Origin of the sequence: Massilia agri, from assembly GCF_024753255.1 — a bacterium.
GTDB lineage: Bacteria > Pseudomonadota > Gammaproteobacteria > Burkholderiales > Burkholderiaceae_D > Telluria > Telluria agri.
In genome coordinates this window covers 136,364-156,185 of the sequence record NZ_JANUHA010000006.1, presented here as the reverse complement: position 1 = coordinate 156,185, position 19,822 = coordinate 136,364, and the positions used below count along the sequence as shown (strand labels likewise).

Genomic DNA, 19,822 nt, shown 5'->3' with positions numbered 1-19,822 from the left:
GCCGAGTCAGGGTCCGCCATCTTCGCGGCCGTAGTGGTCGAGCTCCGGCCAGGTGCACAGCAGCGCTTCGTCGCCGCGCAGCAGTTCGCAGGCATGCGCCAGCGGCGGCGCGCCATGCATGGCCAGCACCCGGTTGGCGCTCTCCAGCACGCGCGCTTCGGTCGTGCGCAGGCGTGAGGCGGACGGCGGCTCCACTTCACCCAGCAACAGGGGCGGCAGCGGCTGTGCGGGCGGCGGCAGCTGGAAGCCCGTACCGACGGCGGCGCTCCGCACACCCAGGCTGCGCGCCGCGAGCAGCGCGGTAGGTGCATAGTCGGCGATCACGAGGTCGGGCCGGCCCTGCCGGAACAGCCCGCGCCAGCCCTCGCACAGCCCGGCCAGCGCATCGGCATCGAGATAGCCGACCGCGAGCAGGATCTCGGCCAGGCTGGCCTGGACCTGCGGCAGCCCTGCGGTCCGGTGCAGCCAGACCGGCGCCTGCAGCATGTCGCCGCCGCACCCTTGCAGCAAGCGGCGCGGCTGCACCAGGTCGCGCAGGACGAAGCTGACGCGGTGCCCACGCGCCCGCAGGGGCAGCGCGATCGACTTCAGGCGGGCGGCATGACCGAAGCCCGCGCCGAGTTCCCAGCAAAGGTAGAAATGAGCCATGCCCGGCAGTGTAGCCGAAGCCCCGGCTCCGCCCCCCAATCGGCTAGTCGTCGCCCTCCCCCACTTCCTTCGGTGTCAGGTCTGACATTTAGACACGAGCTCTGCTGTTATGACCACGTACAGACGAGGTCGTGTCCGAATGTCAGACCTGACACCGAGGTGTATGGGTTCCGGCTAGGAGCGGGGGCGCGTCCGTTCCGCGGAATCCCGCCGGACCGGCGCGCGCAACGGCGCGGGTGTGCGCAGCGACAGCGCCACCGCCGCGAGCGCAAACAGCACCACCAGGAACACGGCCAGCGCGATGGCGACCGGCAGGGGCAGGAAGAAGGCGAGCGTCTGGCTCATGGCATCTCCTTGAATGATGGATATGCGCACACTTTTAATCTGGCGCAAGTCGCTACTCTGCCACTCCTAGATTTGGGGAAATTGACCAAGCGCAATGCTCAGGTCGGCGGCCCGGTCCGCAAAGGCGCCGGGGCCGTGTCTTCCTGGCCCTGGCCCACCCGTTCGTACTCGGCGATCACCTGGGCGCCGAGCAGCAGCAAGGTGGCGGCGATTTCCAGGCTGAACATGACGACGATGGCGGTGGTCATCGAGCCGTACACGACGTTCACCTGCGACAGGGTCGAGAAGTACCAGACCAGCACGTGGCGCGCGATCTCCCACAGCAGCGCCGCCGTCACCCCGCCGATCGTGGCGTGCCACAAGGAGAGCCGGCCGACCGGCATCACGAGATAGATCGAGGTCAGCACCAGGATTTCGCCGAGCAGGCCGAGCAGGTAGAGCAGCACGCCCGACACGCCATTCAGCGACCACTGGTAGCCGAACAGCCAGACGCTCTCCTCGCCCATTACTTCCAGCGTGCCCGCCACCAGGGTCACGATCATGACGCCGAAGCCCAGCGCCAGGATGTAGCAGTAAGGGAGCACGGCCGACACGAGGAAATGGCGGCGCCGGATCTCGACGCGGTGCTTGAAGATCACGCTCATCGCGTTCTCCAGCACGGTGAAGGCGAAGGAACTGAAGAACAGCATGGTCACGCCCAGCACCCAGGTGATCAGTTCGCGGTTCTCGAGGAAGTGGGCGACCTCGGCGACGATGGGCCGCGACTGGCCCGGCACCAGCAGGCCCAGGTAGCGCTCCAGGGTTTCGAGCAGCTCGGCCTGGTCGAGGAAATGCGACAGCGCCACCACGACCAGCATCAGGAAGGGCACGATCGAGAGCAGCGCGTAGTAGGCGACGGCGCCGGCCAGCAGCAGGCCCTGGTTGGCGCGGAAGCCCTTCACCACGCGCAGCAGGAAGGCCAGCGGGTGCGAGAGGATCCAGACGTTGGCGCGCTGATCCATGAGTCGTTCGCGCCAGCTGCGGCGCCGGTTCATCGCGCCAGCCTGATCCCGGTGAACTGCCAGCGCGCCCCGGCCGGGAAGAAGTTGCGATAACTGGCGCGCGCATGGCCTTCGGGCGTGGCGCAGGAGGAGCCGCGCAGCACGTACTGGTTGACCATGAACTTGCCGTTGTATTCGCCGATCGCCCCGGCGGCCGGCGCATAGCCGGGGTACGGCGCATAGGAGCTGGAAGTCCACTGCCAGCAGGCGCCGAACATCTGCTGCAGGCCCTCGCCGCTGGCCGCTTCGGGGTGCAGGGCGCCATTGGAGAGCAGCGACTGCCGTGCGGCGAACTCCCACTCCGCCTCGGTCGGCAGGCGCGCGCCGCGCCAGCGCGCATAGGCGTCGGCTTCGTACAGCGAAAGATGGGTCACGGGCCGGGCCGGGTCGAGCGCCTGCAGGCCGTGCAGCGTGAATTCCCGCCAGCCCTCGTCGCCTCCATCGACCCAGTACAGCGGGTGCGCGATCTCGCCGGCGCAGACCTTGTCCCAGCCCTCGGCCAGCCACAGCGACGGGTCGCGGTAGCCCCCGGCCTCGATGAAGTCGCGGTACTCGCCGTTGGTGACGAGGCGCGAGGCCAGCGCAAATGGCGCGACATAGGTGCGGTGGCGCGGCAGCTCATTGTCGAAGCAGAAGCCGCGGCCGCCATGGCCGATCTCGGCCAGCCCGCCGTCGAAATCGATCCAGTCGATCGGGCCGGGCGGCGCACCAATCGGCATCGCCTGCGGCGCATAGGCCGGATACAGGGGATTCTGCGCCAGCAGGTGCTTGAGGTCGGTGAGCATCAGCTCCTGGTGCTGCTGCTCGTGCTGCAGGCCCAGCTCGACCACTGCGGCGACGCCAGGGTCCTTGGGACTGGAGAGCAGCCGCGCCATGCGGCGGTCGACATCCAGGCGGTAGGCCCGCACTTCGGCGAGCGAGGGCCGCGTGAGCAGGCCGCGCTGCGGACGCGGATGCTTGGCGCCCACGCCGTTGTAGTAGGAGTTGAACAGCACCCGGAAGGCCGGATGGAAGGGCGCGAAGCCCTCTTCGTGCGGCTCCAGGATGAAGGTCTCGAAGAACCAGGTCGTGTGCGCCAGGTGCCACTTGACGGGGCTGGCGTCCGGCATCGACTGCGCCAGGCAGTCCTCGGGCGACAGCGGCTCGGCGATCGCGAGCGACCGCGCGCGCACCCTCTGGTAGGCGTGGATGAGGTCTTCGCGCTGCCCGACGCCCATCATGCAATCGCTTGAGCGTGGATCACCGCGAACCAGCGTTGCGGATCGGTCCACACGCGGGTCGCCTCGAAGCCGGAACGCTCCAGCAGCGCGATCGCGTCGGCCTGCTGGTACTTGTAGCTGTTCTCGGTATGGATGCAGTCGCCCGCTTCGAACACGCGCGCGCCGCCCTTCCAGCGGACTTCCTGCCGGCGCACCGCCTCGAGGTGCATCTCGACCCGGCCGCGCGCGGCATGATAGAAGCCGTGGTGGCGCCAGGCGCGGATGTCGAAGTCGGCGCCGACCAGGTGGTTCACATGGCGCAGCACGTTGAGGTTGAAGGCGGCGGTGACGCCGAGGGCGTCGTCATAGGCGGCGTCGAGCGTGGCCTTGTCCTTGGCGAGATCGATGCCGATCAGGACGCCGCCGTCCGGCCCGCATTGCAGGCGAAGGCGGCGCAGGAAACCCTGGGCTTCCTCGGGCGTGAAGTTGCCGATCGAGGAACCCGGATAGAAGAACAGGCGGCGTTCGGCGCGTACCTGCGGCGGCAGCTCGAAGCGGTTCGAGAAATCCATCCCCAGCCCTTCCATCGCGATGTTCGGGAAGCGCTGGCGCAGGCGCACCAGGGCGTCGCACAGGAACTCTGCCGAGATATCGACCGCCACGTACTGGGCGGGCTGGAGCAGCGGGAACAGCGAGGCGGCCTTGGCGCAGTTGCCGGCGCCGAGGTCGACCAGGGTGGTCCCAAGCCCGGCCGACCGGGCGATCTCGGCGCCATGGCGCGCGAAGATGGCCGCCTCGGTGCGGGTCGGATAGTACTCAGGCAGTTCGCAGATGGCTTCGAAGAGTTTCGAACCGAGCGCATCGTAGAGGAACTTGGGCGAGATCCAGGCCTCGGGGGCCGCCAGGCCCGCGTGCAGCTCGTCCGCCACGTGGGCATTGGCGGCGCGGGGGCGTTCTTGCGTGCAGGAGATGTCCATAAGCGTTATCATTCGTGCCGCCATGCCGCACCATGCGCCATGGCATAAGGTTAGTCGAAAATCGAAGTTGCAGTTTTTGCCATGATAGCGGATTCGCTGCCGCGCTGTTCCCTGCTGCCGTGCGCACGTGACGATGCCGGTTCAACCTATTTCCAGCACCCAATAAGAAAGCAATAACAATGACCTTCTTCTCGCCTTCGCGTGTCCTGAAATCCCTGTTTGCCGCGACCGCCACGGCCGGCCTGATGTTCGCCGCCGGCGGCGCCCATGCCCAGAACACCCCGGGCGTATTGCGCGTCTCCGCCATCCCCGACGAAGCACCGACCGAGCTTCAGCGCAAGTTCAAGCCGCTGGGCGACTACCTGGCCAAGGCCACCGGCCTGAAGGTCGAGTTCACTCCGGTCACCGATTACGCGGCCTCGGTCGAAGGCCTGATCAACCGCAAGATCGACATGGTCTGGTTCGGCGGCTTCACCTTCGTGCAGGCGAACGTGCGCAGCAAGGGCATGGTGACCCCGCTGGTGCAGCGTCTTGAGGACGAGAAATTCCGCTCGGTGTTCGTGACCACCAACCCGGCCATTAATAAACTGGAAGATCTCAAAGGGAAAACCCTGTCCTTCGGCTCGGAATCGTCGACCTCGGGCCACCTGATGCCGCGCTCCTTCCTGCTGGGCGCGAAGATCAACCCGGACACCGACCTCAAGCGCGTCGCCTTCTCGGGCGCGCACGACGCCACCGTCGCGGCCGTCGCGGGCGGCAAGGTCGATGCGGGCGCGCTCAACATCTCGGTGTGGGAAAAGCTGGTCGAAGCCAGGAAGGTCGATCCGAAGGTCGTGCGCGTGTTCTACACCACCCCGGGCTACTACGACTACAACTGGACCGTGCGCAGCGACATGAATCCGGCCCTGCAAAAGAAGATCACCGACGCCTTCCTGGCCCTGAACGACGCGACGCCTGAAGGCAAGCTGATCCTCGACCTGCAGCGCGCCAGCAAGTTCGTCCCGACCAAAACGGCGAACTATGCGGCGATCGAAGCCGCCGCGCGCAACGCGGGCCTGCTGAAGTAATTGCGGCGTAGCGGCAAGCGATGACCTTCCACCTCGAGAACCTGACGGTCCGCCATCTGGCGGCGAAGCGCGATGCCGCGCCTGCCCTGCATGGACTCGACCTGGTCGTCGCCCCCGGCGAGCAGCTGGCCCTGATCGGCCCTTCGGGCGCCGGCAAGACCACCCTGCTCGCCACCCTCGCCTGCGCCCACCGCCCGGACACGGGCAGCTTCACCGTCTTCGGGCAGGACCCCTGGTCGCTGTCGCAGGCCGCGCGCCACCGCCTGCGCGCACGCCTCTTCCTGGCGCCCCAGGCCCCGCCGCTGCCGCCGCGCCAGCGCGTGGTCACCAGCGTGCTGGCGGCGCGCCTGCCGCACATGAACCTGTGGCAGGCCTTCGCTTCCCTGGTCAAGCCGGGCGATCCCGACGCCGCCCACGCGGCGCTGTCTCGCTTCGGCCTGGGCGACAAGCTGTATGCGCGGGTCGACCGCCTCTCTGGCGGCGAGCGCCAGCGCTGCGCCCTGGCGCGCCTGCTGCTCTCCACCAGCGAAGCCTTCCTGGTCGACGAGCCGATCTCCGCCCTCGATCCGGCCCTGGCCCGGCACACCCTGGGTACCCTGCAGCAGGAGGCCGCGAGCCGCAACGCATCGCTCGTCTGCAGCCTGCACCAGGTCGAGATGGCGCGCGCCCACTTCCCGCGCCTGGTCGGCCTGCGCGCGGGCCGCATCATGTTCGACGCGCCGCGCGAACAGGTCACGGACGCCATGATCGCCGCGCTCTACGAGAACGAGAACGTCCAGCCGCATCCCGGCCACCCGCACGAATCGCCCGACCGGATCGCGGTCGGCGCCTGCTTCTGATGACGGCGGTGCGGCACCCGGACCCGGCCTGGCGCGGCCGGGTGAGCGCTACCATCGTCTGCCTGCTCCTGCTGTGGCCGATGCTGGCCGCCAGCGAATTCAAGCCCTGGCTGCTGTTCGACCCGCAAAGCCTGGCGGCCGCGGGCGGTTTCTTGAGCGACTTCCTGCGTCCGGCGCACGGCGCCGAGTTCCTGGCCATGGTCCTGCGGGACACCTGGCAGACCGTGGCCATCGCCACCGCCGGCCTCACCCTGGCGCTGCTGGGCGCCATCCCCGCCACCCTCGTCATCACCGAACGCCTGTCGCTGTCGATGCTCGGCACGGGCCGCATGCGCCCCGTCGCGCGCGGCGTGCGCCAGCTGCTGCGCTGGGTGCTGGTGCTGCTGCGCAGCGTGCCGGAACTCGTGTGGGCCCTGCTCTTCGTGCGCATCGTCGGCCTGGGCCCGACCGCCGGCGTGCTGGCCATCGCCCTGGCGTATTCCGGCATGCTGGCCAAGGTGTATGCCGAGATCCTCGAATCGGGCGACGCCCATGCCCTCGACAGCCTGCTGGCCAACGGCAGCGGACGCCTGCCGGCGCTGCTGTATGGCGCCCTGCCCGAATCGAGCGCCGAACTGGTGTCCTATACCGTCTACCGCTGGGAGTGCGCGATCCGCGGCTCGGCGGTGATGGGCTTCGTCGGCGCGGGGGGGCTCGGCCAGCGCATGGACGAGAGCACCAGGATGATGGCGGGCGGTGAAGTCTCGGCCATGCTGATCGTGTTCGTGCTGCTGGTGGCCCTGGCCGACCTGGTCTCGAAACTGCTGCGCCGGAGGCTCGGATGAAGCCCGGCATGCCGCCTCCGCCACCACGCTCGATCGGCACGCCGCTGCTGCTGCTCGCCCTGCTGCTGCTCGTCGTCGCCAGCTTTGCTTCCCTCCCCCTGCAGTGGGCCGCCTTCTTCACGCCGGAAGCCATCACCTCGGCCGGCGAATTCCTGGCCGGCTTCTCGCCGCCGGAGATGGCGCCGGCCTTCCTGATGAAGACCCTGGTCGCGCTATGGGAGACGCTCGCGATGTCCCTGGTCGGCACCCTGCTGGCCGTGATCGGCGGCCTGCTGCTCGCCCTGCCGGGCAGCGGGCGCCTTGGCGCGCCCCTGCGCGTTCCGGTGCGCGTGCTGCTCAACGTCCTGCGCTCGATTCCCGAACTGGTGTGGGCCGCCCTGCTGCTGGTGGCGGCCGGGCTCGGGCCGCTTGCCGGCACCCTGGCCCTGGCCGCGCACACGAGCGGCGTGCTGGGGCGCCTGTTCGCGGACGCGCTTGAGAACACCGAGCCGCAGCCCGAGGCCGCACTGCGCAACAACGGCGCCGCGCCGCTCGCCGCCTTCCTCTACGCGACCCTGCCGCAGGCGCTGCCGCAGATGCTGTCGTATAGCCTCTACCGCTGGGAGAACAATATCCGCGCCGCCGCGGTGCTGGGCGTGGTCGGCGCCGGCGGCCTGGGACAGATGCTCAAGTACCACCTGTCGCTGTTCCAGATGCAGAGCGCGGCGACCGTGGTGATCGCGATGCTGCTGCTGGTGGCGGCCGTGGATGCTGCGAGCTTCGCGCTGCGGCGCGCGCTGACGCGCTGAGCTCGGGGATAATGGCCGCCATGCTCGTCCTCGACCAACTGACCAAATCCTACGGCGGCCGCACCGTGCTGGCCCGGCTCTCGCATACCTTCAAGGCCGGCGAATTCGTCGCCATCATGGGCGAATCGGGCGTCGGAAAGTCGACCCTGCTGAACCTGATCGCGGGCCTGGACACGCCGGACAGCGGCCAGGTCATCGTCGACGGCGCGCCGATGGCGGCGCTCGACGACGATGCCGCCACCCTGCTGCGCCGCACCCGCATGGGCTTCATCTTCCAGGCCTTCCACGTGCTGCCCCACCTTACCCTGCGCCAGAACGTCGCCCTGCCGCTGCTCCTGAACCGCCGGGACGCGGGGCGCGCCGACGAGATGCTGGCCGCCGTCGGCCTGGGCGGCCGCGGCGCCGACTTCCCGCGACAGCTCTCGGGCGGAGAGCTGCAGCGCGTGGCGATCGCGCGCGCCCTGGTGCACCGCCCCGCCCTGCTGCTGGCCGACGAGCCGACCGGCAACCTCGACCCCGAGACCGCCGAAGGCATCCTCCATCTGCTGCGCCAGGAAACCCGCGAGAGCGGCGCCGGCGCCATCATGGTCACCCACTCGCATGCCGCGGCCGCCATGGCCGACCAGGTGCTGCTCCTGACGCGCTCCGGACTGAAATTAGCGTAAATTCCACGGAGAAAGACGCAAATGGAAACAATTTTGCGTCTGAATCGTGAATCGTGCGTGACGCAGCCGTAGTAATATCACAACGACCCGCCACCGATCCGTTAGCACAAGAAAGAGGCTGGGCTCTTCCAGAACAGTCGATCTGTCCCGAACCCATGTTTTCATATTGGAGAACCAACATGAGCGTACGACAGAAAAAACAGGAAATGCTCGCCGCAATGCACCGGGCTCGCGCCCTCGAACCATCCAGCTTCGTGCCCAACAAACTGCTCGACACCCTGATCGAGCGCATGCAACTGAAGAACGATGCCGAGCTGTGCCGCGTCCTCGAAGTGCAGCCCCCGATCATCAGCAAGATCCGCCACCGCAAGCTCAATGTGGGCGCGACGATACTCCTGCGCATGCACGAAAAATCGAATATCCCGATCCGCGAACTGAAGGAACTGACCAGCGCTTCGATCCATTAGGTTTGGTTTTTGTAGGGTGGTCGGCTTCGCCGACCGCGCGTCCAGCCAGCGCATGCTCAGCCTCTGCGCATCCGAGAGTTGAACGCGCGGTCGGCACAGCCGACCACCCTACGCTGCAGGCGGACGGCCGGTCTTGAGCTGGGGGAGCGCGGCCAGCACGGCCTTGAGGGTGGCGATGTCGACCTGGCCCAGCAGGGCCACACCGATGCGCAGCAGCTCGCTCTTCTTGACGTCGATGCCGGCGCGCAGGCAGGCGCCCTTGACCTCGGCAAGCACCGCATATTCCTGCTCGGGCATGGTGAAGCTGTCGCGCACCAGCACCGGACGCGCGGCGTCGCGCGGCGCGGGCGTCGTGGCGGCGGGCTGCGCGGCCTTGCGCGTGCGCTTCGCCGCGGGCGCGGCAAGGGCGCCGGCTGCAGCCTTCACGGCGGTTTTTATGGACGTCCGGGTTTTTGCTGCGGGCTTGTTTGCGGGCTTGGCCGCGGATTTGACTGCTGCTTTCGCAGCCGGCCTGGCTGCGGCCCCGACCGGCGCCTTGGCGCGCTCGGTCCTGGTTGCCGCCGGGATGGCGGCCGACTTCCTGGGCATTACTGACTCCATTGTTCAACAAGCTAAACAATATAGTCGATTTGCCCCCGCAGTGCCAAGGCGCACGATTGATCGCGCGCAGACAATCCCTTCGCTCAGGCGCCTGATCCGCCCTCTCCTTCTTCCGTGTCGCGGTACTCCTGCGCGATGCGCGCGAACTCCTCCTCGATCGCGAAGAAGGCGTCCAGCACGTCCGGGTCGAAGTGCGTGCCGCGGCCCTGGCGCATGATCTCCAGCGACTGCTCGTGGCTGAAGGGCGGCTTGTAGACGCGGCGCGAGATCAGCGCATCGTAGACGTCGGCCACCGCCATCAGGCGCGCCGAGACCGGGATCTCTTCGCCGCTCAGGCTTTCCGGATAGCCGCTGCCATCCCATTTCTCCTGGTGCGAGTAGGAGATCTCGCGCGCGAACATCAGGAAGCTGTTCGAGCCGCCCAGGTGCTTCTCGGCCAGCATGATGGTGTCGCGTCCGTAGGCCGCGTGCAGCTTCATGATCTCGAACTCTTCCGGATCGAGCTTGCCGCGCTTTTGCAGGATGTGGTCGGGTAGCCCGACCTTGCCGATGTCGCACAGCGGCGCCGACTTGTACAGCAGGTCGATGTTCTCGTCGGTGAGATGGGCGGCGAAGCGCGGATGGTTGCGCAGCTTGAGGGCCAGCGCGCGCATGTAGTGCTGGGTGCGGCGCAGGTGGTTGCCCCCGTTGTTCTCGTGAACCTTGCCGTCGCGCGTCTCGACCATCGAGGCCATCGCCAGGATCAGCGCTTCCTGCATCAGGAGCAGCTGGGCGGTGCGCTGCTGCACGATGCGCTCGAGGTTCTGGTTGTGCTCCTGCAGGAGTTTCCTCGCACTGCGCAAGGTCAGGTGGGTGTTCACGCGCGCGAACAGGATCGGCGGGCTGATGGGTTTGCCCAGGTAGTCGACCGCGCCCACCGACAGGCCCATGGCCTCGTCCTCGATCTGGTTCTTCGCGGTGAGGAAGATCACCGGGATGTCGCTGGTGGCCGGATTGCTCTTCAACTGGCGGCAGGTCTCGTACCCGTCCATGCCCGGCATCATGACGTCGAGCAGGATCAGGTCGAGGTCGGGCGTGGCGCTTGCTACCTGCAGGGCTGTCGTGCCGTTGTTGGCCACCTTGGTGTGGTACTTGTCCTTCAGGAGGCGCGACAGCAGCATGATGTTGTCGGGCGTGTCGTCGACGATCAGGATCGTCGGTTTGTCAGGTTTCGGCTGCGAGGCTGCGTTCATATGTGTTCCGCAATGGATGACGCGCCGCCGTGCGACTGGGCCAGCACGAGGCGCGCTTCTTCGAATTCGTAACGCGACAGGTGGGCCTCGAGGCGCGCCAATGCGCCCGGGCCGAGCAGGCGCCCGAGGGGCCCGCGCACCGTGTCGAAAAAGTCGGTGGCTTCGCCGGAGAACTCGGCGAGCAAGGCTTCCAGCTGGGCCACGGCCTTGGCCGCGTCCAGCGCCGAGCTGCCCGCCGGCGGCGCGATCGCCTCCTTCGGCGCCGCCTTGGCGAAATAGGTATCGAGTGCGTCCATCAGGCCGTCCAGGCTGCCGCGCAGGGCGGTGCAGCTGGACGCCAGGCGCGCCAGGTCCGGGTTCGCGCGCCCGGCTTCTTCCTCGATCTCCTGGGCCAGGGCCTGCAGCTCGCGCGCGCCGACGTTGCCGGCCACGCCGCGCAGCGTATGGGCGCGCACCGCCACTTCACGCAGGCGCGCCGCATCGAGGTCGCTCTGGATGCTGCAGCCGGCGTCGCGCTGCGAGCCGCGGAAGCGGTCCAGCAACTCCACGTAGAGGCGTCCGTTGCCGCCCACGTTGCGCAGGCCGAAGCTGGCGTCGATCCCGGTCACGCTCGACAGCTGCAGCTCGCCCGCGGTGGTCGGTCCGGTCTCGCTCGATGCCAGCGCGGTGCGCGTGGGCAGGGCCTTGCCGAGCCAGCGCGACAGCGTGGCGTAGAGCTTCTCCGGTTCGACCGGCTTGGTGATGTAGTCCTGCATGCCCTCGGACAGGCAGCGCTCGCGGATCTCGGCCAGCGCATGCGCCGTCATGGCGATGACGGGCAGCTCGTCGAAGCGCGCATCCTTGCGCAGTTGCACCGTGGCCGCATGGCCGTCGAGCTGGGGCATCTCGAGGTCCATCAGCACCAGGCGATAGCCGTCCGGGCCGGCCTCCATCAGCTTGTCGAGGGCCTGCTGGCCGTTGGATGCCACGTCCACGTCGATGCCCTGCGATTCGAGCAGCTCGCGCGCGATCTGCTGGTTGACCAGGTTGTCCTCGACCAGCAGCACGCGCGCCGCATGCTGCGAAGGGCGCACCACGCCGGCGCCAAAAGCGTCGCGCGGGGCTTGCGCGAACAGGCCGGCGAGCGTATTTGACAGCGATGAGCCGACGAAAGGCTTGAACAGGAAGCCGTTCACGCCCGCCTCTTCGGCGCGGGCCTGCACGTCGTCGCGTCCGAACGGCGTCACCAGCACGGTGAGCGGCGGGCGGCACAGGTCGGTGTTGTCACGGATGCGGCGCACCAGATCGATGCCGTCCATGCGCGGCATGGTGCAGTCGGTCAGCACCAGCTGGTAAGGGGCGCCCGCGGCGTCGGCCGCGTAGATCGCGCCTTCGGCGTGGCGCGCATCGGACGCGCACTCGACCCGCAGCGGCAGGGCCGCCAGCGCTTCGCGCAGCACGGCGCGCGCCAGCACGCTGTCGTCGACCACCAGCACCCGCGCCCCATTGAGTTCCGGCGGCGCCACCAGGGTCGATTCGGGCTGGCCGGACAGGGCGAAATCGAGGTCGAAGTGGAAGGTCGAGCCGGCGCCCGGTTCGCTGTCCACCGCAATGCGACCGCCCATCAGGCCTACCAGCTGCTGCGAGATCGACAGGCCAAGACCCGTGCCGCCGTACTCGCGCGTGGTCGAGCCGTTGGCCTGGCTGAAGGCGCGGAACAGCTTGGCCTGCTGCTCTTCGCCGATGCCGATGCCGGTGTCGCTGACGGCGAAGCGCAGGCGCACGTGGCCAGGATCCGCCCCGCGCAGCGGGATGCAGGACAGCTGCAGCTCGCCGCTGGGCGTGAACTTCACCGCATTGTTGACCAGGTTGATCAGCACCTGGCCCAGGCGCAGCGGGTCGCCCACCAGCTGGCGCGGCACCGAGTGCGGCACGTGGAACAGATATTCGAGGCGCTTGTCGGCGGCGCGCTGGCTGGTCACGCTGGCGACGTTGCACAGCACCTCGTCGAGGTCGAAGGCGACCTGCTCGACTTCCAGCTTGCCGGCCTCGATCTTGGAAAAGTCGAGGATGTCGTTGATGATCCCCAACAGGGACAGCGCGGCGCGGTGGATCTTGCCGACGTAGTCCTGCTGCTTTGGATTGAGGTCGGTGCGCAGCGCCAGGTAGGCCATGCCGATGATGGCGCTCATCGGGGTGCGGATCTCATGGCTCATGTTGGCGAGGAACTCGGACTTGGCCACGTTCGCCGCTTCCGCGCGCAGGTTCGACTGGGTCAGTTCCTCGGTGCGGGCGGCGATCTTCTGTTCCAGGTCTTCGTTCAGCTCGCGCAGCTGCTGCTCGATGCGGCTCTTCTCGCGCAGCAGGCCATTGGTCACCTGCTCGGCCTGGCGCAGGCGGTTCAGGGTGTCGCGGAAGCTGCGCACCGCCGAGGACAGGCGCCCGACCTGGTCGCGCCGGCCGATGCCGGACAGGCGGATGTCGGTCTCGCCGCGCGCGAGCTTCTCCAGCGCGTCCTGGATGTCGGCGAAGGGCTGCGACATGCGCCGCCCCACCACGAACACGCAGCCGACGATGGCGAGCGTGAGCAGGATGTTGGCGGTGGCCGTGTGCACGATCTGGCGCCGCAGGTCCTGGTCGATCTGGGCGCGCGAGAAGGCCAGCTCGATCGCCCCCACCGAATAGGCGCGGGTGCCGTCGTTGTAGCTGATGCGGCGCCGCACCCGCAGCGCCGGCTCGCCGTCATGTTCGCCGGTATTGCCGAGCGCCGCCAGCAGGGTCCCGTCGGGGGCCAGCACCTGCAGGGTCTGGACTTCCGGGGTGGCGCCGAGCGCGTCGACCACCGAGGACACGGCGGCGCTGTTGATGTCGAACAGCGGGCGCGCCAGCGCGTGCGACAGCACATTGGCCTGGCGCTCGACCCGCTCCTGCAGGCGCGCGTCGGCCTCCATGCGCAGGGTATGCAGGGTATACGTCGTGTAGACGCCGGTGGACAGCGCGACCGCCAGCACGATGCCGGCGCCGAGCCGGAACACGATGTTCTGGCGCCAGTTCTCGACCAGGCGACGCGGCAGCAGGCGCACGCGCGGACGGCGGCGGCTAATGGCTGCCTCCGCCCTTGGCCTGCGCGGCGAGGCCGGTATCGACCCGCTTGCGGCGCGCGGCCGCGGCATAGTCGCGTTCGCGCTGGCGGTAGCCGGGGCTGGTGCGCACCTGCTCGATCGCGTCCCACAGGGTCGCGGCCAGCTGGGGCTTGCGCGTGACCCAGGAGTTCGACAGCACCAGGTAGTAGGGTTTTTCGACCAGCGGCACCGGCAGCACCTCGAGCTTGCTGCCCAGCGGTCCGCGCAGCATGCGGATGGCGTCGCCTCCGCCCATCGCGGCGCCGGCCAGGCGTCCGGCGATCAGCTTCTCGGCCAGTTCGTCAGGGCGCTGGCTGCCCTCGTCCAGCGCCACGCCCTGCAGGCGCAGGAAGTCGCCCACCGAGTAGCCGAGCTGGAAGCCGATCCGCCCGTCGAGATTGCGGAAGGTCTTGCCGTCCCAGTCGAGCGCGCTGCCTCGGCGGCGCACCAGCACATAGGTGTCGGTATGCATGCGCTTGTTCGGGTCGGCCTGCGGGTCGGCAACCGCCGCACCCGTATTCGGCACGACGCCGGGATAGGCGCCCAGGCCAATGCGATCACGGGTGAAGCTGACGGCAAAGGCCCCGTCGACCTGGTTCGAGCGCAGCTGTTCGAGGCAGCGCTTCCAGGGCATGCTCTGGTAGTCGAAGGTGATGCCGGTGCGCCGCGCGACCTCGTTCAGGAGCTCGAAATTCAGTCCGCCGCCATCCAGGGTGCGCCAGGGCCGCACGTCCTGGCGCTCGAAGCACAGGGTGATGCTGTCCTGTTTGGCGGCCTGGGCCGTGGCCGAAACCAGGAGGCAGGCGGCCAGCAGGAAACGGGGTGAGCGGCGCATGTAGTTCTGAAAAGCAAGCGTGGTTGATTGAACAACACAAGTATGCCATCAGACGTTTCCAAACAACAGCAAAATCAGGGGCTTGGCGCAAAAGCCACACGCCGGTATCACCTCAATCCAATTGGCGGCGATAGTGCCTGGGACCCTCAAGTTGCTTTGACGGCAACAGCCCAGTACACTTGGCTGTGTTGACCTGGCGTTGTCGACCAGGAGCGGACCTTGCTGAAATTCCACATTTGGGACTGGGAGCGCATATATGGACCTTCAACCGGGCCAAGAAGTCGCTAAAACGGGAACGTTCTTGTATGACGGGGAAGTCACCTGCGACATACGGATTATGCGCAGTCCAGTCTGCTATGGATCTGGAGACTATGAAGATCCGCCGGAGCTCGCGGATGATCATGAGCGAGTAACCTTCTATGTTGAACATGGAAGTACCACTCTACGCGGCCACTACAATGCGGGAGGAGGTGGTTACCCGACACTTTCCGAGGCAATGAATGCAGCAGAGGTCGCTCTCGGAATCGGCAGTTCGGTCCGCTGGCGTGATTGATCGGCGACTGTAGCCAGACAGAAGCTGACGTCTGCAATGGGTCCAAAAGTGGACCTTTGATTTGGGCGCTGAACACGAGGAACGCCTTATCCCATTTTGCACCGTCCACTGGGCCAGCAAGGTTTTTTGGAACGACAACTGGATGTCATGGATACAGAAAGCAAACGCGTTGAGACAGGCAAGCAGCGGATCCTGATCGGTGGACTTGTAGAGCTTGACCTGGGCGAAGGGAATTTTGCGTACGGGCGCATTGTCAGCAAGTCGGAACTTGCGTTTTACGACGGACTCGTGAACGGCCCGGCTTCTTCGTACGAGGCGATCTATACGCAACCGATCGCGTTTATCGTCTCCGTCATGAACTCCGCCGTTCGCAGTAGACGCTGGAAGATTGTAGATCAAAGACTCCTTAAGCCGGAACTCGCGCGAGAGCGCCAATATTTCATGCAAGATATATTGACTGGTCAATATTCAATCTATTACAGCGTGACAGGCGAAATTCACCCGTCTTGCAAAGAGATGTGCATGAATCTCGAACGAGCGGCGGTCTGGGACGCTCAGCACATGGAAGCTCGCCTGCGAAAGCATTTTGCTACCCATCGGTGACGGCCCGGGGCAGCAGGGAAAGCCGACAACCCTCGTGCAACGCCGCATGCGCTCTGGATTGATTCTTGTTGTTCACGACAGTCTCCGATCTTCCTGCCTTCGGAGCCTGCTATGTTGAGCTCAACGGCCGAGATCGGCCAAAAGCGGTCCTTTAATGAGGTCATTGCAACGTTAGGAGCTGGTATGGCAAAGACGGAAAACGTGAAACGCGGAAGTGAAGGTCCTGTGCAGTCCTACCGCCTACTGCCGATATCCATCGCGATCGGATGTAGCATCGGTCTTGTGTCCGGTAGTTTGGCCCTTGGGGTTGGCATTAGTGTCGCCATCGGAGTAGCGCTCGAGGGACTTGTCCGCACCCGCACACCCAGAAAAGCCAATGCGGAGCTGGACAAGATAGTCAAAGAATGAGCGCCAACGACCACGCAGGGGCTAATAGCGGCCGTCGGGTGCAGTTATTCTGCGCAAGAGCCGTTGAGACGTGCCATTGATGATCAAAGGGGACGCCGTAGATGCTTACGAAACGCGGTCAGTACTGGTATGGCGATGGTCGTGCCGACATTCACAGTGAAATCAAAAGATATAGCAAGCGCAACGGCTATTTGGCTCAACATTTTGCAGATGCTGTATGCAGCTGTGGTAGTGGAATTTTCCGACTCTGGTTAGACGAGAACGAAGGCGCTGCTGTTCGTCAATGCTCTGAATGTGATGTCCAGCATCCGATCGGTGACAGCGAAGAGTATCTTGAGGACGCTGAACTCGAAGAATGTGGATGTCCATGCGGAAGCGACGATTTAGAGGTTTCGATCGGCGTTGCTTTGTACGATAACTCAGAAGACGTCCGGTGGTTGTATGTGGCATGTAGGTGCCCTCGATGTAACCTGACGGCGGTCTATGGCGACTGGCAAAACGAGTTTGCAGGTTACGTTTCGCTTCTACAGAACGTCTAACGATAGGTCTACCGGGTAGCACTGGCCAGAAGCCTCTCCTTCGCCGGCCCCGACTGGAATGAAATGCACTGCCGATGAACCAAGGAGTGTTTTCCCATAAAAAGTCGGATCTGTGGAACTGCCCTTGTGGATGTAGGGGAAGCTTTCAGCGGGAAACCGGGATGCTCCACCATTCGGAGACAAGTGAGGCCGTGTTCCGGGTACATCTCCTGGAGAAGACCAAGGGCGATCCCCACCTTTGACGCTTGTTGGGAACAGGATCATGGCTCCCCGAAGAGTCAAGAAGGAGCTGGATAACGATGCTTTCGGTGAGCGCCTGCTGCGGCGCGATGAGGTGTTTGGCCAACCTGGCGGTCCGGAATGGGTATTCAAGTGTCACGACTTGATCGTTGACCATCATCCGGCCGTAATGTGATTTCTCGACTTGTAGTCTGGTTTCCTGCACTCGGCGAGGTCAACTAGGGGTTGCGAGCAGACATACATCATGCCTTCCTTTCGCCTTCCTGCCCTTCATCTGCTGACGGTATGTCGAACGGTCTTGTCAGGCGCTCTCAGGCCGGGCGGTGGTGTGAGCGTCGCGGTACGCCGATGCAGCTCCCAGATCGCCCCGACGCGCAGTCCGGCCTGCGCCGCCAGGACCGTCTCGATACCGTATTCCTCCATCAGCGCGAGCAGCAGGGCCAGTCCCCCTGCAAGGTGCGGCGCACGCGCGGCGGCCGACCAGGCCAGGCGAATTCGCGCCACATGGCCCGCTTCAAGGAAACGCCCGCGCAGCGCCAGCAGGCAGTCGCGGTCGAGCGGCCCGTCGGACAGGCCATCCTCTTGCGCGATCTCGGCCAGCGCCCGCACGGTGCCACAGGCGCCCCACGCCTGATTCGGGCAGCGCCGGGCCAGCGCCGTCTCGGCGAAGCGGCTGCGCCCCGAGCGCACGGCCGCGTCGAAGCCTGCGGCATCGATGGACCCGCCCGGGAAGAAGCTGAGGCTCTGGCGCAGCGCGCCGACCGGAAAGGATTCGATGCGCTCGATGACGTCGCCCTGCCCCAGCACCAGCTCGGTCGTGGCGCTGCCGATGTCGAGCACCAGTCGCGGCGCATCGCTGTGCGGCAAGGTGGAGGCCACGCCCATGCAAACCAGGCGTCCGGCCTCGTCGCCGGCGATCAGCTCGATCGGGCGGCGCAGCGCACCTTCCGCCGCGGGGAGGAAAACGGACGCGTTGCGCGCCATGCGCAGCGCCACGGTGGCGACCACCCGAACCGCCTGTGGACGCCAGAGATCGAGGATGCGCGCGAATTCGCGCAGGCAGGCCACCGCGCGCCGCATCGCGACCTCGCACAGGCTGCCGTCGTCCTCGAAGGAGGCGGCCAGCGCCACCCGCTCGGCGAGCGAGGCTTCCAGGTGAATCTCGCCGCCCTCGACGCGGGCGACGTGGAGGCGAAAACTGTCGGAGCCGAGTTCGACGGCGGCGTAACGAGGGGAATCGGGAAAGTGCATCGTGATGGCGCTCTTGCTGCGTGAAGCCGCAGCATACGAGCGCCATGTGACAGCACGGTGACGCGCCGCGGCGCGCCCGGGCTCAAGCCTCGACCGGCGCGACGACGGCCTGGCTGACCCGGTTGCGGCCGGCGCGCTTGGAGGCCTGCAGGGCATCGTCGGCGCGCTGGAACAGGGTCACGGTGCTGTCTTCCGGGCGGATCACGGTGACGCCGAAGCTGGCTGTCATCGAAATCAATGCGCGCTCGCTCTTCACCGGCGAGCTGGCGATGGCGGCGCGGATGCGTTCCGCGACCAGCGCCGCCTCGTCGGCATTGGTGCGCGGCAGCAGGATCGCGAACTCGACCCCGACCAGGCGGCCGACCAGGTCGGAATCGCGCAGCTGGCGCCGGCACAGGTCCACCACGTGGCGCAGCACGGTGTCGCCGGCCGGGTGACCGTAGCCGTCGTTGACGCGCTTGAAGTCGTCCAGGTCGAGCACCACCAGCGCGGTCGGCAGCCCCGGGCGGCGCGCCAGCGCCATCCAGGGCGCCAGGGCGTTGAAGAAGCCGCGGCGATTCGGCACATCAAGGAGCGGGTCAACCACTTCCAGGCGCGCCAGCTCGCGGCTTGCGGCTTCGCGGCCGAGCAGCAGCATGCCGAAGCCATTGGCCAGCATCAGGAGGTAGAGGGCGATGCTGGAGAGCTGGCGCAGCAGTTCGCTCGAGAGCCAGCGCCAGCCGCCCGGCAGCAGCAGCACCGACAGGCCGCGCGCGGCCACCACCAGGGCCAGCACCGCCGTGACGATGGCCAGGAAGCGCTGCAGCAGGGAGGCATTGCGCCAGCCGGTGGCCAGCGCCGCGGCGCCGGCCAGGTAGAAGCCGCCCAGCAGGAGCGAGGCGGCGACGCTGCGCAGCCCCTGCTCGTCGATCCAGTAGCAGACGAGGAAGCCCAGGATGGCGAGCGCGCCGGCCACCAGGGTCGGACGGCGCCAGCCGTGGCGCCCGCCCTGCTCGAAGGCAGCGCCGGCTTCCACGGCGACGCCGGCGAACAGCAGGGCGTAGCCGCCCGGCAGCGCCAGCGCCTCGGGCACCACGCCCGCCCCGCCGATGGCCAGCAGGGTCCAGGCGCCGGCCTGCACCTGCTTGGACAGGGCCCAGGCGGAGAGCGCCGGCGGGCGCACGGGGCCGTGGTCGAAGAAGGTCAGCAGCGCGCACAGCGCCAGGTTGCCGAGGGCCAGCACCAGCACCATCGTGGTCGCGTCCAGGTTCGTCATGAAGGCTCGGTCTCCCGCTGTTAAAACTCGTGTTCGACCAGGCTGCTGCCGTCGCCGACCTTGCTGGCCCAGGCCCGCAGGAAGTAGTCCTGTTCTTCGCTCGTGGGCGGCGCATGCCAGAACACGATCAGGGTGCCCTTGTGGTCATGCAACTGGCAGCTTCTCGACGAACTCGGCATTGCCGGCGCTGTCGGCCAGGGCCATCGCGTAGCCGTACACGCGCTGCAGGCGCTCGATCCGGTCCGGCTCGGTCTGGGCGTTGGTGGCGGTGATGGAAGGATGGTCCAGGAACATGGAAGAAGTCCGCGTGGTTGGGTACTTGGGGGGCTTGTTCGAATGATCAGCT

Annotated in this window: 22 protein-coding genes; 9 read left to right on the top strand and 13 right to left on the bottom strand. The window is 66.8% G+C overall.

From position 1 onward, the window contains the following. Nucleotides 1-6: 6 nt before the first annotated feature. From NX780_RS11040 to egtD, 5 genes are all read right to left on the bottom strand, one after another. Complete coding sequence (locus NX780_RS11040; protein WP_258827915.1) at nucleotides 7-648, bottom strand: glycosyltransferase family protein; 642 nt, start codon at nucleotides 646-648, stop codon at nucleotides 7-9. A 174-nt stretch (nucleotides 649-822) separates the two neighbouring features. Beyond that, nucleotides 823-993 carry a hypothetical protein gene (locus NX780_RS11035; RefSeq protein ID WP_258827914.1) on the bottom strand — a complete coding sequence of 57 codons (171 nt, stop codon included), beginning with the start codon at nucleotides 991-993 and terminating at the stop codon, nucleotides 823-825. A 98-nt stretch (nucleotides 994-1,091) separates the two neighbouring features. After that, nucleotides 1,092-1,994 (bottom strand): YihY/virulence factor BrkB family protein, encoded by a 903-nt coding sequence (locus NX780_RS11030; RefSeq protein WP_307732765.1) that lies wholly within the window; start codon nucleotides 1,992-1,994, stop codon nucleotides 1,092-1,094. 29 nt (nucleotides 1,995-2,023) lie between these two features. Further along, on the bottom strand, nucleotides 2,024-3,250 hold the full coding sequence (gene egtB, locus NX780_RS11025) for an ergothioneine biosynthesis protein EgtB (protein ID WP_258828030.1): 1,227 nt from the start codon (nucleotides 3,248-3,250) through the stop codon (nucleotides 2,024-2,026). Next, entirely contained in the window at nucleotides 3,250-4,209 is a 960-nt protein-coding gene (gene egtD / locus NX780_RS11020; RefSeq protein WP_258827912.1) for an L-histidine N(alpha)-methyltransferase, read from the bottom strand. The genes egtB and egtD overlap by 1 nt, the downstream gene beginning before the upstream one ends. Nucleotides 4,210-4,388: 179 nt before the next feature. Between egtD and NX780_RS11015 the strand changes: the two genes are divergently transcribed. From NX780_RS11015 to NX780_RS10990, 6 genes are all read left to right on the top strand, one after another. Next, the gene (locus NX780_RS11015) at nucleotides 4,389-5,276 is read left to right on the top strand and encodes a putative selenate ABC transporter substrate-binding protein (protein ID WP_258827911.1); all 888 of its coding nucleotides are present in this window, start codon (nucleotides 4,389-4,391) and stop codon (nucleotides 5,274-5,276) included. A 20-nt stretch (nucleotides 5,277-5,296) separates the two neighbouring features. Next, nucleotides 5,297-6,115 (top strand): phosphonate ABC transporter ATP-binding protein, encoded by an 819-nt coding sequence (locus NX780_RS11010; protein WP_258827910.1) that lies wholly within the window; start codon nucleotides 5,297-5,299, stop codon nucleotides 6,113-6,115. Further along, nucleotides 6,115-6,939, top strand: a complete 825-nt coding sequence (locus tag NX780_RS11005) for a PhnE/PtxC family ABC transporter permease (protein WP_258827909.1) — start codon at nucleotides 6,115-6,117, stop codon at nucleotides 6,937-6,939. Before NX780_RS11010 ends, NX780_RS11005 begins: the two co-directional genes overlap by 1 nt. Continuing rightward, nucleotides 6,936-7,727: a phosphonate ABC transporter, permease protein PhnE gene (gene phnE, locus NX780_RS11000; protein WP_258827908.1), complete on the top strand. Its 792-nt coding sequence runs from the start codon at nucleotides 6,936-6,938 to the stop codon at nucleotides 7,725-7,727. Before NX780_RS11005 ends, phnE begins: the two co-directional genes overlap by 4 nt. 20 nt (nucleotides 7,728-7,747) lie before the next feature. After that, on the top strand, nucleotides 7,748-8,392 hold the full coding sequence (locus NX780_RS10995; RefSeq protein ID WP_258827907.1) for an ABC transporter ATP-binding protein: 645 nt from the start codon (nucleotides 7,748-7,750) through the stop codon (nucleotides 8,390-8,392). 179 nt (nucleotides 8,393-8,571) lie between these two features. Then, a complete protein-coding gene (locus NX780_RS10990; RefSeq protein WP_036211798.1) occupies nucleotides 8,572-8,859 on the top strand; it encodes a hypothetical protein in 288 nt (95 codons plus the stop codon). A gap of 108 nt (nucleotides 8,860-8,967) precedes the next feature. On the opposite strand, the gene NX780_RS25210 is transcribed toward NX780_RS10990, so the two are convergent. From NX780_RS25210 to NX780_RS10970, 4 genes are all read right to left on the bottom strand, one after another. Beyond that, complete coding sequence (locus NX780_RS25210; protein WP_307732764.1) at nucleotides 8,968-9,447, bottom strand: hypothetical protein; 480 nt, start codon at nucleotides 9,445-9,447, stop codon at nucleotides 8,968-8,970. A 95-nt stretch (nucleotides 9,448-9,542) separates the two neighbouring features. Next, nucleotides 9,543-10,691 (bottom strand): response regulator, encoded by a 1,149-nt coding sequence (locus tag NX780_RS10980; RefSeq protein ID WP_258827906.1) that lies wholly within the window; start codon nucleotides 10,689-10,691, stop codon nucleotides 9,543-9,545. After that, on the bottom strand, nucleotides 10,688-13,753 hold the full coding sequence (locus NX780_RS10975) for a response regulator (protein WP_258827905.1): 3,066 nt from the start codon (nucleotides 13,751-13,753) through the stop codon (nucleotides 10,688-10,690). Before NX780_RS10975 ends, NX780_RS10980 begins: the two co-directional genes overlap by 4 nt. A gap of 16 nt (nucleotides 13,754-13,769) precedes the next feature. Next, entirely contained in the window at nucleotides 13,770-14,627 is an 858-nt protein-coding gene (locus tag NX780_RS10970; RefSeq protein ID WP_258827904.1) for a substrate-binding periplasmic protein, read from the bottom strand. Between the two features lie 679 nt (nucleotides 14,628-15,306). Between NX780_RS10970 and NX780_RS10965 the strand changes: the two genes are divergently transcribed. The 3 genes from NX780_RS10965 (at nucleotide 15,307) to NX780_RS10955 (ending at nucleotide 16,730) form a co-directional block, all read left to right on the top strand. Next, the gene (locus NX780_RS10965; protein ID WP_258827903.1) at nucleotides 15,307-15,783 is read left to right on the top strand and encodes an Imm26 family immunity protein; all 477 of its coding nucleotides are present in this window, start codon (nucleotides 15,307-15,309) and stop codon (nucleotides 15,781-15,783) included. 183 nt (nucleotides 15,784-15,966) lie between these two features. Continuing rightward, nucleotides 15,967-16,191, top strand: coding sequence for a hypothetical protein (locus NX780_RS10960; protein WP_258827902.1), 225 nt, complete (start codon nucleotides 15,967-15,969; stop codon nucleotides 16,189-16,191). Between the two features lie 101 nt (nucleotides 16,192-16,292). Then, nucleotides 16,293-16,730: a hypothetical protein gene (locus NX780_RS10955; protein WP_258827901.1), complete on the top strand. Its 438-nt coding sequence runs from the start codon at nucleotides 16,293-16,295 to the stop codon at nucleotides 16,728-16,730. Between the two features lie 510 nt (nucleotides 16,731-17,240). On the opposite strand, the gene NX780_RS10950 is transcribed toward NX780_RS10955, so the two are convergent. The 4 genes from NX780_RS10950 to NX780_RS10935 all read right to left on the bottom strand — a co-directional run bounded on the left by NX780_RS10950 (nucleotide 17,241) and on the right by NX780_RS10935 (nucleotide 19,770). Beyond that, a complete protein-coding gene (locus NX780_RS10950; RefSeq protein WP_258827900.1) occupies nucleotides 17,241-18,221 on the bottom strand; it encodes a Ppx/GppA phosphatase family protein in 981 nt (326 codons plus the stop codon). 82 nt (nucleotides 18,222-18,303) lie between these two features. After that, the gene (locus tag NX780_RS10945; protein WP_258827899.1) at nucleotides 18,304-19,476 is read right to left on the bottom strand and encodes a GGDEF domain-containing protein; all 1,173 of its coding nucleotides are present in this window, start codon (nucleotides 19,474-19,476) and stop codon (nucleotides 18,304-18,306) included. Nucleotides 19,477-19,496: 20 nt separating this feature from the next. After that, nucleotides 19,497-19,628 (bottom strand): hypothetical protein, encoded by a 132-nt coding sequence (locus NX780_RS10940; protein WP_258827898.1) that lies wholly within the window; start codon nucleotides 19,626-19,628, stop codon nucleotides 19,497-19,499. Further along, nucleotides 19,621-19,770 (bottom strand): hypothetical protein, encoded by a 150-nt coding sequence (locus tag NX780_RS10935; RefSeq protein ID WP_258827897.1) that lies wholly within the window; start codon nucleotides 19,768-19,770, stop codon nucleotides 19,621-19,623. The genes NX780_RS10940 and NX780_RS10935 overlap by 8 nt, the downstream gene beginning before the upstream one ends. Between the last annotated feature and the right edge of the window lie 52 nt (nucleotides 19,771-19,822).